11 protein-coding genes are annotated in these 12,054 nt (G+C 72.1%); 7 read left to right on the top strand and 4 right to left on the bottom strand.

Annotation, left to right across the window (positions count from 1 at the left end; translation table 11 throughout):
* Positions 1-6: 6 nt before the first annotated feature.
* A complete protein-coding gene (locus OGH68_RS15850; protein WP_264244624.1) occupies positions 7-195 on the bottom strand; it encodes a FitA-like ribbon-helix-helix domain-containing protein in 189 nt (62 codons plus the stop codon).
* A gap of 48 nt (positions 196-243) precedes the next feature.
* Positions 244-1,344, bottom strand: a complete 1,101-nt coding sequence (locus tag OGH68_RS15845) for a citrate synthase 2 (protein ID WP_264244622.1) — start codon at positions 1,342-1,344, stop codon at positions 244-246.
* Between the two features lie 401 nt (positions 1,345-1,745).
* On the opposite strand from OGH68_RS15845, the gene pdxH reads away from it, so the two are divergent.
* Positions 1,746-2,369, top strand: a complete 624-nt coding sequence (gene pdxH, locus OGH68_RS15840) for a pyridoxamine 5'-phosphate oxidase (protein WP_264250108.1) — start codon at positions 1,746-1,748, stop codon at positions 2,367-2,369.
* A gap of 61 nt (positions 2,370-2,430) precedes the next feature.
* Here pdxH and OGH68_RS15835 read toward each other — a convergent pair whose 3' ends face one another.
* On the bottom strand, positions 2,431-3,312 hold the full coding sequence (locus OGH68_RS15835; protein ID WP_264244621.1) for a winged helix-turn-helix transcriptional regulator: 882 nt from the start codon (positions 3,310-3,312) through the stop codon (positions 2,431-2,433).
* A gap of 153 nt (positions 3,313-3,465) precedes the next feature.
* Between OGH68_RS15835 and OGH68_RS15830 the strand changes: the two genes are divergently transcribed.
* The 4 genes from OGH68_RS15830 to OGH68_RS15815 all read left to right on the top strand — a co-directional run bounded on the left by OGH68_RS15830 (position 3,466) and on the right by OGH68_RS15815 (position 7,875).
* Positions 3,466-4,269: an ABC transporter permease gene (locus OGH68_RS15830; protein ID WP_264244620.1), complete on the top strand. Its 804-nt coding sequence runs from the start codon at positions 3,466-3,468 to the stop codon at positions 4,267-4,269.
* 2 nt (positions 4,270-4,271) lie between these two features.
* Positions 4,272-5,246, top strand: coding sequence for an ABC transporter ATP-binding protein (locus tag OGH68_RS15825; protein ID WP_264244619.1), 975 nt, complete (start codon positions 4,272-4,274; stop codon positions 5,244-5,246).
* Entirely contained in the window at positions 5,243-6,070 is an 828-nt protein-coding gene (locus tag OGH68_RS15820; RefSeq protein WP_264244617.1) for an ABC transporter permease, read from the top strand. Before OGH68_RS15825 ends, OGH68_RS15820 begins: the two co-directional genes overlap by 4 nt.
* A 455-nt stretch (positions 6,071-6,525) precedes the next feature.
* Positions 6,526-7,875: a PAS domain-containing protein gene (locus OGH68_RS15815; protein ID WP_264244615.1), complete on the top strand. Its 1,350-nt coding sequence runs from the start codon at positions 6,526-6,528 to the stop codon at positions 7,873-7,875.
* Between the two features lie 395 nt (positions 7,876-8,270).
* Here OGH68_RS15815 and OGH68_RS15810 read toward each other — a convergent pair whose 3' ends face one another.
* Positions 8,271-9,026 carry an SIS domain-containing protein gene (locus OGH68_RS15810; RefSeq protein ID WP_264244614.1) on the bottom strand — a complete coding sequence of 252 codons (756 nt, stop codon included), beginning with the start codon at positions 9,024-9,026 and terminating at the stop codon, positions 8,271-8,273.
* Positions 9,027-9,215: 189 nt separating this feature from the next.
* Here OGH68_RS15810 and OGH68_RS15805 point away from each other — a divergent pair, with 189 nt between their 5' ends.
* Both OGH68_RS15805 and OGH68_RS15800 read left to right on the top strand, forming a co-directional pair.
* Positions 9,216-9,908, top strand: coding sequence for a metal-dependent transcriptional regulator (locus tag OGH68_RS15805; protein WP_264244613.1), 693 nt, complete (start codon positions 9,216-9,218; stop codon positions 9,906-9,908).
* Between the two features lie 140 nt (positions 9,909-10,048).
* Positions 10,049-11,719 carry an IS1182 family transposase gene (locus OGH68_RS15800; protein ID WP_264243054.1) on the top strand — a complete coding sequence of 557 codons (1,671 nt, stop codon included), beginning with the start codon at positions 10,049-10,051 and terminating at the stop codon, positions 11,717-11,719.
* Positions 11,720-12,054 lie beyond the last annotated feature (335 nt).

Raw genomic sequence — 12,054 nt, 5'->3', positions numbered from 1 at the left:
ACGTCATCAGCGGTGACCCGACCGCGGGCAGCGATGGAGCGCCTGCTCCGCCGCCTCCTCCGGAGTGAGCGTGGCCGCCTCACCCGTGAGGAGCTGGAGCAGATACGCCTGCAGGGACTGGCCGGAGCGAGCGGCCCTGACCTTGAGCGTGGTCAGCGTCTCCTCCGGCACCTCGCGTACATGAACGATTGCCATGCAAGCATTATTGTCCCGTCGCTTGCGTGGTGGCGCCATGCGCAGCGCTCAGTCGACGATGTTCCCGAAGCCCGAGATCTCGCGCGGGCTGCGCGGGCCCGGGCCCACGTAACGCGCCGAGGGACGCACCAGGCGGCCGGTCCGCTTCTGCTCCAGGATGTGCGCCGACCAGCCGGCCGTACGGGCGCAGGTGAACATCGACGTGAACATGTGCGCCGGGACCTCCGCGAAGTCCAGCATGATCGCGGCCCAGAACTCGACGTTCGTCGCCAGCACCCGGTCCGGGCGGCGGTTGTGCAGCTCCTCCAGCGCCGCCTTCTCCAGCGCCTCCGCCACCTCGAAGCGCGGCGCCGCCAGTTCCTTCGCGGTACGGCGCAGCACACGGGCCCGCGGGTCCTCCGCGCGGTACACACGGTGGCCGAAGCCCATCAGGCGCTCACCCTTGTCCAGGGCGCGCTTCACGTAAGCCGTCGCGTCGCCGGTGCGCTCGATCTCCTCGATCATGCCGAGGACCCGGGACGGCGCGCCGCCGTGCAGCGGTCCGGACATCGCGCCCACCGCGCCCGACAGGGCGGCGGCCACATCGGCGCCCGTGGAGGCGATGACGCGGGCCGTGAACGTGGACGCGTTCATGCCGTGCTCGGCGGCCGAGGTCCAGTAGGCGTCGACGGCCTTCACATGCCGCGGGTCGGGCTCGCCGCGCCAGCGGATCATGAAGCGCTCGACGATGGACTCCGCCTTGTCGATCTCGCTCTGCGGCACCATCGGCAGACCCTGGCCGCGGGCACTCTGTGCCACGTACGACAGCGCCATGACGGCCGCCCGCGCCAGGTCGTCCCTGGCCTGCGCGGCGTCGATGTCGAGGAGCGGTTTGAGACCCCAGACGGGGGCGAGCATCGCCAGCGCCGACTGCACGTCGACCCGGATGTCACCGGAGTGCACCGGGATCGGGAACGGCTCGGCGGGCGGCAGACCCGGATCGAACGCGCCGTCGACCAGCAGGCCCCACACGTTTCCGAACGAGACGTGCCCGACCAGGTCCTCGATGTCGACGCCCCGGTAGCGGAGCGAGCCGCCCTCCTTGTCCGGTTCGGCGATCTCCGTCTCGAACGCGACGACTCCCTCGAGTCCAGGTACGAAGTCGGACATCAGGCGGCTCCTCAAGACGTGTGCGACCAGACGTGTGCGGCATGCGGCGGCCGACGGTCGTGGGTCGGTCACCCCGGTGATGCCCCGTGCGGCCCCGGTTGTCACCGGACCGCCGGGAGGCAGGCACGATATCCCCTGCTGTATGGAGGCCACAGCGGCCCGACCCAAGATTTTGGCCGGTCCCACGGGTGCGGGGAAGCGTGACATCCGGCACACTGCCCCATTTCGTGCCGGGAGGATTGACGGCACTCCGTGCCGGGCAAACTCGGTCCCTGCGGCAGGATGTGCTCGTGACCGACCATGCCGCCGCCCCCGAACCCGGCCCCCCGGACGTGACCGTCGCGGGCCTGCCCGCGCCCGACCCGGCAGAGACGGAACTCGTCGTCCCGGACCCCGCCGTCATGCGCGAGCAGTACCGCTCGACCCCGCTCGACGAGAGCGCCCTCGCCGCGGGCCCCATGGAACAGTTCGCCCAGTGGTTCGCCGAGGCCGCCGCGGCCGCCCTGCTGGAGCCCAACGCGATGATCGTCTCGACGGCCACGCCCGACGGCCGGCCGTCCTCGCGGACCGTGCTGTTGAAGCAGTACGACGCCCGCGGCTTCGTCTTCTTCACCAACTACGAGTCCCGCAAGGGCCGCGAGATCGACGCCAACCCGTATGTCTCGCTGCTCTTCCCGTGGCACCCGCTCGAGCGCCAGATCATCGTCACCGGCACGGCGTCCCGCATCAGCCGCGAGGAGACCGCCGCGTACTTCCGCACCCGCCCCTACGGCTCCCAGTTGGGTGCGTGGGCGAGCGACCAGTCCACGGTGATCGCCTCGCGTGCGGAACTGCTGCGGCGCTACGAGGAACTGAACGACCGCTACCAGGAAGGCGGACAGATCCCGGCCCCCACGCACTGGGGCGGCATCCGCGTCGTGCCCGACACCGTGGAGTTCTGGCAGGGGCACGAGAACCGCCTCCACGACCGCCTGCGCTACGTCCGCACGGACGCGGGCTGGCGCGTCGAACGCCTGGCGCCGTAGCCGCCGCGCTCGTCGGTCCCTCGGGGCGGGCTTCCCGGCCGTCCCGCGGCTCTCCGGCCCCCTACGGCTCCCGGAGCCCCCGGGCCACGCGGAGGGCGGACCGGACGGCCTCCGGGATGTCGGTCACCGGGAACTGCACATGCCGTACCGTGCGCTCCCGGTCGAGGACCAGAACCGCACGCTTGAGACGCAGCGCCTGTCCGGCCCGGAAGGTCGGCAGGCGCAGTGCGGCGGACAGCCGCGCGTCCATGTCGGACAGCAGCGGGAACGGGATGTCCTCGGCCTTCGCGAACTCGCGCTGCTCGTCGGGGCGCTGGGTGCTCACGCCGCGCACGGCGACGCCCGCCGCGGTGAAGTCGCCGTACGCGTCGCGGAAGAGCCGGTTCTCCAGGGTGCAGCCGACCGTGCCGGGAATGCCGGCCCAGCCGTCGGGCAGCGGGGCGGGCCGGCCCGTGGCCGGGTAGCAGAACAGCACGGTGGCCGCCCGGTCGCGGTCGACCGGGTCCAGCTCGGTCCCGGTGTGCGCGGGCAGCGTCAACCGCGGCAGCCGGGTGCCCGGCAGTGCGTGGGTCCGGCGGGTCTCCGCGCTGTCCTCGTCCGCCGACGCCGTCAACGTGCCGTCGCCCAGCAGCCACCGGTCGGCCCAGTCCTGCATCGACACCAGCACCGGGAGCAGCGCCCGGCCGGCGGCGGTGAGCCGGTACTCGTGACGCACCGGCCCCTGCTGGTACGGGACCTTCTCCAGGACGCCGCTGTCGACCAGGTGCGCCAGCCGCTCGGTGAGCACCTTGCGGGAGATGCCGAGTTCGTGCTGGAGCTCGTCGAAGCGGTGCCGGCCGCGGGCCGTCTCGCGTACGAGGAGCAGGCTCCACCAGTCGCCGACGACGGCCGCGGCCTGGGCGATGGCACAGGCGGCGTCCCGTTCCGGTACTGCTCTGGCCATGGTGTCTCCTCTCCGGGGCTGTGCGGCCCCGACCGCCGCGCGGAACGGGGGCGGGTACTGCGGTGCGGTGCGGAACCATCTTGCGCCATGGAGTGAGTTCCCGATAGAAACTGACTCCAAGTTCCCAATGGAAACTCACTCGGGGAGGGGACAGTGCCCACAGCCCGGGCAACCGCATGGCGAACCTGGCAGACGACCAGACGCGCCTACCCATGGACCTACGCCGTCGGCACGGTGCTTCCGGCCGCACTCACGATCTCGCTCGCGTACCTCGGCTTCCACGCCATCGGCGGCGGCGGCGTCGGCGAGGACTTCAGCAGCGGCAGCGGCACCACCGCCTACCTCGCCTACATCGCGGTCGGCGCGACGGCCTTCCAGTTCACCGTCCGCCTCATCCTCTGGTCGGCCAAGGCGCTGATCACCGAACAGCGCCAGGGGACGCTCGCCGCGCTCCTCGTCGCACCCGCCGGGCGCCTGCCCTACCTGCTCGGGTTCACCGCCTTCGCCGTCCTCAGCAGCCTCGTCGAATTCCTCACCCTCGGCGTCGTCGTCGCCGCCCTCGGCATCTCGGTCCCCGTCGCCTCACCCCTCGGCGCACTCGCCGGAGCGACCGCCCTCGTCTGCGCGGTCTTCTCCCTCTGCGTCGGACTCGGCGGACTGATGATCGCCGCCGGCGAGGCCCACATCTCGCAGAACACCGTCTTCGTCGTGCTGGGCCTCCTCGGCGGCTTCACCTTCCCCCGCGACTACCTGCCCGCCCCCGCCCAATGGCTCGCCGAAGCCCTCCCCACCACCGCCGCCATGGACGTGCTGCACGGCTCCCTCACCGGCGGACAGACCCTCGCCGAACTCGTCCCCCGTCTCGCGACCGGCGCCGCGCTCACCGTCGGGTATCTGCTCCTCGGCCTGAAGTACCTGCCCCGCGCCGAGACCCGGGCCGTCGAAAGGACCTACTGACCATGCAGGGCATCGCCGTACGCGCACTGCGCAAGGAATTCCCCGTACGCGACAAGGGCATCTTCGGCCCCCGCACCACCAAGACCGCCGTCGACGGTCTCGACCTCGACATCCCGCCCGGGCGCATCACCGGGCTGCTCGGGCTCAACGGAGCCGGCAAGACCACCACCATCAAGACCGTCGCCACGCTGCTGCGGCCCACCTCGGGCAGCGTCACCGTCGACGGGCTCGGCACCGTCACCGACGCCCGCGCCGTACGCCGGCGCATCAACCTCATCGCCGGTGGCGAACGCATGGTCTACACCCGCATGACCGGCCGCGAGAACCTCTGGTACTTCGGCCAGCTCTACGACGTCCCCAAAGCCCGCCTGCGCGCCCGCACCGACGAACTCCTCGCCCTCGTCGGCCTCACCGACGCGGCCGACACCATGGTCGAACGCTACTCACGCGGCATGGCGCAACGCCTCGCCATCGCCCGCGGCCTGATCAACGAACCGGCCTACCTGCTCCTCGACGAGCCCACACTCGGCCTCGACGCCCCCATCGCACGCGACCTGCGCCGGGTCGTCGCCGACCTCGCCGCCGCCGGGACCGGGGTGCTACTCACCTCCCACTATCTGGCCGAGGTCGAAGAACTGTGCGGACACGTCTACGTCATCTCCGCGGGCCGCCACCTCGCCGAGGGCAGCCCCGCACAGCTCAAGGCCGCGACCGGCAGCCACCGCACCGTACGCATCACCGTCACCAACCCCGGCGAGGCCACCGACGCCGCCGTCGCACCCTTCGGCGCGACCACCCGGCTCCTGGCCGACGGATCCCAACTGGTCACCCTGCGCCACCCGGACGACATCGCCGGCCCCCTGGCGGCCGCCATCGTCGGGGCGGGCGGCTCCATCGGCGGACTCGAGATCGCGGAAGCCAGCCTGGAGGACGCCATCCTCACCCTCGCCGACACCCCGCAGGCGGCGCCGGCATGAAGAACGCCCATGCCCTGCGCGTCCTCGCCGCCGAGACTCTCAAGCAGCACCGCAGACTCTTCGGCCAGCCGCTCGTGGTCTTCTCCATGCTGGTCTGGCCCGTACTCCAACTCGCCACCACCTACTACACGCTGCGCCCCGTCGCCACCTCGTCCGCGGCCCCCGCGAACTGGCCCCTGGCCGCCGACCCCGACCGGCTGCTCGCCTTCCTGGCCACCGGCACCCTCGCCTACGCGTTCTTCTTCTCGCTCGTCCAGTCCGCCTGGCACTTCTCCTTCGAACGGGCCACCGGCACCCTCGAACTCCTCTTCCTCTCCCCGGCGGGCCGCCTCACCCTCATGATCGCCAACGGCGCCGGGGCACTCCTCCAGAATGCCTGGCTGCTGACCTGCTTCACGGTCGCCGCCCTCACCGGCTTCGGCACCCTTGCCGTCTCCGCCTGGTGGATGTACGGGGTGGTCTTCCTGTCGCTGCTGGTCCCCGCGGTCGCCTGGGGAGCGTTCCTCAACAGCCTGCTGGTCTTCTCCCGGGACTCGGCGTTCCTCTACACGCTCCTGGACGAGCCCCTCTGGTTCGTCTCTGCCGTGCGGCTGCCGAACTTCGCGCTGCCGGCCCTCGTCCAGATCGTCGGCGCGGTCTTCCCCCTGACCGGCAGCCTCGTCGCGGTACGCGGCGCGCTCCTGGAGGGCCGCACCCTCACCGACCTGGCCCCGACACTGGCGGCCCTGGCCGCCCTGAGCGCGCTGCTCGTGGCCGCGGCGGCGGTGATCCTCCGGGCGGGCGAGGCCCGGTCGCAACGCACCGGCAGGCTGAGCCTGGCCTGACGCCGTTCGACGCCGTACGAGGCCGTTCGTGGAAGGGCCCGGAAACGCAGACGACCCGTGGGCCTTGGTCCCTCCGTCCGGACGGAGGGAGCCGGCCGGACTTACCGGCGGCCCACGGGTCGGGTGACTGCTTGGGTTTCGGCAGACGACTGCCGAGGTGCACAGAGTGCGACGGCAGGCGTCAGCCCGCAGCCACCTCGCTTGTCCGGTAAGAAATCACTTCCGGATCACCTCCTTTCTGAGCGTGCCCACACCCTAAGAAGCGGCTCGGAACGGAGGCAAGCGATTTAAGGCACGCATTTCTCGCGGGCCTCATGGGCGGCAGGGCGGCGCCTCGGCCGCCGGCCGGATCCGGGCGCGGGGGATTTACGGGAACCGTGTGTGTCCTGGGTCACGTTGAAGTTGAATGGGGACAGGCATCGGCGCACGTGGACAGTCCTGCAGGGGGTCCCGGGATGAGTGCTTCCAGGAGTGAGACGACCGACGCGCCCGGCGCCGGCGGGCCCGAGCCGGAGCCGGAGGGGGCGCATCTGCTCGCGGCGCTGCTCGACGGGATGGACGCGGCGCTGTGCGCCTTCGACGCCCGCGGGACCGTGACGCACTGGAACCGCGAGGCGGAGCGAATCCTCGGCTGGTCGGCGCGCGAGGCCGTCGGACGGCGGGGCTTCGCCGGCTGGGCCGTGCGCAGCGCCGACGCCGGCGAGGTCCAGGGGCGGCTGATGGCCGCGATGGACACCCCGGGGCGCCAGGTGCACGAGTTCGCGCTGCTGCGGAAGGACGGCGGGCGGGTGCTCGTACGGACCCAGTCGGCGCGGGTGCTCGGAGCGGACGGCAGGCCCGCCGGGGTGTACTGCGCGTTCAGCGAGGTGCACGCCCAGATCGACCTGGAGCGGTCCATCGCGCTCAGCGAGGCGCTGTTCGAGGACGCGTCGTGGGGTGTCGTACTGGTCGACGTGGACCTGCGGCCCGCCGTCGTCAACGGCGAGGCGGCCCGTGCGCTCGGGGCGGGCCGTTCCTCCGTGCTGGGCCGTCCGCTCGGCGAACTGCTGGCCCAGGGCGTGGAGGAACTGGAGGGCGCGCTGCACCATGTGCTGGCGGAAGGCCCCCCGCGGGGCCTTGCGGACCTGTGGGTGGTCGTCGCCGGGGCGGGCGGGCAGGAGCAACGGCGCTGCTGGCGCAGCGGGTTCCTCCGGCTGGCCTCCCCGCTCGCGGAGGAACCGGTTCCGCTCGGGGTGGGGTGGCTGTTCCACGACGTGACGGACACCAAGCTGGCGGAGCAGGAGGCGAACCGGCTCCGGTTCCGGGCCGGTCAACTGCACCGGGCGGGGCGCGCGGCCGCCGAGTGCGAGGACCCGCTGGAGGCGGCGACCGTCTACCTCGACTTCGCCCTGGCCGGCTTCGCCGACCATGTGCTGCTCGACGTGGCCGAGGACGACGGCGAGCGCCTGGTGCGGGCCGCCGCGTCGCCCGTCGGCGAGCCGGGCCCCAGCGCGGGCGTCGAGGGCGGCGGCCTGCCGGTGCGTTACGCGCCCGGGCACCCGGCGTTCCAGGCGGTGGAGCGGGTCGGCTCCGTGCGGGCGAGCGCGGGGGCGGAGGGGGCGGCCGGCGACTGGGCGGAGCGCCGCCAGTGGCCGCGGGACGCGGCGCACGCCCTGTGCACGGTCCTGCGCAGCCGCGGCCGCACCGTCGGAGTCCTCACCTTCCTCCGCGGCGCGGCGCGCCCGGCGTTCGAACGCCCGGACGCGGTCCATGCGGAGAGCGTCGCGGCGCTCACGGCGTCGGCGCTGGACCTGGCGCAGCACTGACCTGGGGCCGCTGCGCGGGCTTGTTCCCCCACCCCGCCCCTCCCCGCTGTACCGGTATGCGGCTCCGCCCGGCCCCGTTCCCGGTGGCTCCGCCCCGAGCCCGGCGCCTCAGTCGCCGGCGGGGCTGGAACTTGCCGGTCTTGTCGGGGCTCCGCCCCGAGCCCGGCGCCTCAAACGCCGGCGGGGCTGGCCACGCCGCCGGTGCTGGATTGCCGCGAAGCGGCAATCCAGCCCGGCCGGCGATTGAGGCCACCGCGCGAAGCGCGGTACCGGGGTCCGGGGCGGAGCCCCGAACACCGCCCGGAGGGCGGACCGGGGTCCGGGGCGGAGCCCCCGGTTTCGGGAAGGGGCGGGGAGGGGACAAGCCCCGCGCAGCGGACACCGCCGCCGGGCCGTCAATGGCGGAAGAAGATCCGGTCGCCGTACTCGTCCATCACGCGGCCGTTCCATTCGTGCCCGCCGTCCACGTTGCCCGAGCGCAGCAACGGCGGTTCGATCCCGCGTTCCGCCAGCCGCTCGGCCGCGGCCGCCATCGTCGCCTGCATCAGCGCGCTGGTCACGACCGTGGAGGCCGGGGCGAACGGCGCCTCGATGCCCGGGTGCGTCAGTTCGGCGTCGCCGACCGCGATGTGGGAGTCGAGCACGATGTCGCAGTGGTCCTTGAGGAAGGTCCCGGAGGCGTGCCGGGACCTGGTCTCCTCCGCGTACGCGACCGATGTGACGCCGATCACCGTGAGGCCGAGGGCGCGGGCGTTCATGGCCATCTCCACAGGCAGCGCGTTACGTCCCGAGAGGGAGATGATCACGAGCAGGTCGCCGGCCCGTGCCGGGCTGGAGTCCAGTACCGCGCCGGCGAGGCCGTCCACGCGCTCCAGCGCGGATCCGAGCGTGGCCGGCATGACGTCGACGCCGACGACGCCGGGCACGGCGAGCAGGTTCATCAGGGCGAGACCACCGGCCCGGTAGACGACGTCCTGCGCGGGGAGCGAGGAGTGTCCGGCGCCGAACGCGAAGAGCCGGCCGCCCGCGGCGACGGTGTCGGCGACGGCGGTCCCGGCGGCCGCGATGTTCGGGGACTCCTCGTCCCGTACGCGCTGCAGCAGACCGATCGCGGCGTCGAAGAACTGACCGGCCAGCTTGCTCTCGCTCATCGCCGAGCCCTTTCCGCAGGGGGGTGAGTCAGTACCGGTGGTACCCGTGTCGCGGATCACGTTGCGGTCTGGACCATTGCGCTGTCAATACGGTCCGGACCGGGCGCGCACGGTTGTCGGCGGTATGCGCAAGAATTGAGGCGGGGCCAGCGGACGACTGATTTCAAGTCACAGCATCGAGGGGCACGTATGTCCGGACTGATCGACACGACGGAGATGTATCTCCGCACCATCCTTGAGCTCGAGGAGGAGGGTGTGGTTCCCATGCGGGCCCGGATCGCGGAGCGGCTCGACCAGAGCGGTCCGACGGTCAGCCAGACCGTGGCGCGCATGGAGCGCGACGGACTGGTGACGGTGGCCGGCGACCGGCATCTGGAGCTGACGGGCGAAGGCCGCCGGCTGGCCACGCGCGTGATGCGCAAGCACCGGCTCGCCGAGTGCCTGCTGGTCGACGTCATCGGCCTGGAGTGGGAGCAGGTCCACGCGGAGGCGTGCCGCTGGGAGCATGTGATGAGTGAGGCGGTGGAGCGCCGGGTGCTGGAGCTGTTGCGGCACCCGACGGAGTCGCCGTACGGGAACCCGATCCCGGGTCTCGAGGAGCTCGGCGAGAAGGCCGAGGCCGATCCGTTCCTGGACGACAGCATGGTCTCGCTGGCCGAGCTGGACCCGGGGGTGGACGGCAAGACGGTGGTCGTGCGGCGGATCGGTGAGCCGATCCAGACCGACGCGCAGCTGATGTACACGCTGCGGCGGGCGGGCGTGCAGCCCGGTTCCGTGGTGAGCGTGACGGAGTCCGCGGGTGGGGTGCTCGTGGGCAGCAGCGGTGAGGCGGCGGAGCTGGAGGCGGAAGTGGCGTCCCACGTCTTCGTCGCCAAGGGCTGACTCGAGGCCGCGTCTTCGGCTGCACCGGCCCCGCTCCCTCCTGAGGATGCCGTTGGCTAATCCGGGGCCGGGCGTGACGTCGGCCTTCAAAACCTGGTTGTGGTCTTGAAGGCCGACGTTGTCGTTTGGGGAGGGTGTCGATGTCGATGCAGCCGGAGGAGCCGGGGGATGTTCCGGCGGAGACGGTGCGGGTGGCTCGGGCGGCATTCCCGAAGGGGAGTCTGGCGATCCGGCTCCGGGACGAGCTGGGGGTGCTGTTCACCGATGAGCAGTTCGCCGGTCTGTTCCCGGCCCGGGGGAAGCCCGCGGTGTCGCCGGGCCGGCTGGCGCTGGTGTCGGTGCTCCAGTTCGCCGAGGGCCTGCCCGACCGGCAGGCGGCCTTGGCGGTGCGGGCCCGGATCGATTGGAAGTACGCCCTGGGCCTGGAACTGACCGATGCGGGGTTCGACTACTCCGTGCTGTGCGAGTTCCGTGCCCGGCTGGTCGAGGCCGAGGCCGGGCAAATGGTCTTCGACCGGGTCCTGGACGCCGCCCGGCAGGCGGGTGTGCTGAAGCCGCCGGGGCGAGCGCGGACGGACTCCACGCATGTGCTGGCCGCGATCCGGTCGCTGAACCGGCTGGAGTTCGTCATCGAGACACTGCGGGCGGCGCTCAACGCGGTCGCGGCAGCCGCCCCTGAGTGGCTGACCGGCCATGCCGATCCGGCATGGTTCGACCGGTATGCCGCCCGGCCGGAGGACTACTGGCTGCCCTCGGGCCGCGGCAGGCGCACTGAGCTGGCGGAACAGACCGGCCGGGACGGAATGCGCCTGCTCACCAACGTGCACGCCGCTCACGCGCCCTGCTGGCTGCGCGAGCTGCCCGCCGTCCAGATTCTGCGTCGCGCGTGGGTGCAGCAGTACGCGGTCGACATGGAGGGCGAGGTGAGGTGGCGGGACCCAAAAGAGTGCCCGCCGGGCGCTTTGCGCCTGGTCAGTCCCTATGACACCGAGGCCCGCGCGAGCGTGAAGCGCGACATCAAATGGGACGGGTTCAAAGTCCATCTCACCGAGACCTGCGACCCGGACACTGTTCACCTGATCACGAACGTGCTGACCAGCGACGCCACCGTCCCCGACATCAAGGCCACCGACACCGTCCACGACAGTCTCGCCGACAAAGACCTGTTGCCCGGCGAACACCTGCTGGACGCGGGCTACCTCGACGGTCCCCGCATCGTCACCGCCCAGACCCGGCACGACGTCACCCTGACCGGCCCCATCGCAGGCAACACCACCGCCCAGGCCGCCGGACCCTACGGGCAGGATGCGTTCACCGTGGACTGGGACAACAAGACCGTGACCTGCCCGAACGGCATGACCACCAGCCAGTGGCGTGACGCGCTCTCGCACCGCGGCACCCCTGTCATCCGGATCCAGTTCTCACCCAAGGACTGCCGCTCCTGCCCCTCCCGGCCCCAGTGCATCAACTCAACCACCCGGCCCCACCGGGAGATCACGCTCCGGCCCCGCGCCGAACACGAAGCAATCCGGCAGGCCCGCGCCGCAGAGGGAACCCCCGAGTGGCGGGAACGCTACGCGGCCCGCAACGGCATCGAGGGCACCATCTCCCACGCCGTCCGAGTCACCGGCCTGCGCCAATGCCGCTACCACGGGCTCGCCAAGACCCGGCTCCAGCACCAACTCACCGCGACCGCGATCAACCTCGCACGCATGGACGCCTGGAGCACCAACAGGCCCCGAGCCCGAACCCGCACCTCCCACCTGACAGCACTTCGCCCCGCCGAGCACAAGCTCAACGGGGCGAATTAGCCAACGGCATCCCCTCCTGAGAGCGGGGCCGGTCCCGTTCCGGTGGCGTCGGCCGCCGTGCGCCGGGTGTGCGGGGTCCGGTTTCCGTCCGGAATGGCAGCGGCCGGGCGAATCGCGTGCCACCCTGAGGCTGAGGCATATGACCACGGCCGGGGGTGGGGAACCCACCGAGGGCAGGGGAGGGGATCGCGGTGATGCGCCTGTCGTACGCCCCGCGCGCACACCGGCGCGTAGACCGGAGCGGACGCCGGTGCGGGCACCCGCACGGACCGTCGCGTCCGGTGTCGCGCCGCCCGGTCCGCAGGGACCTCCTGGCACGAAGGAGTCCCGGCGCC

This window comes from Streptomyces peucetius (genome assembly GCF_025854275.1).
Taxonomy (GTDB): Bacteria; Actinomycetota; Actinomycetes; order Streptomycetales; family Streptomycetaceae; genus Streptomyces; species Streptomyces peucetius_A.
Note: the sequence above shows the minus strand (reverse complement) of the source record. Positions and strands in the feature narration are given on the sequence as shown.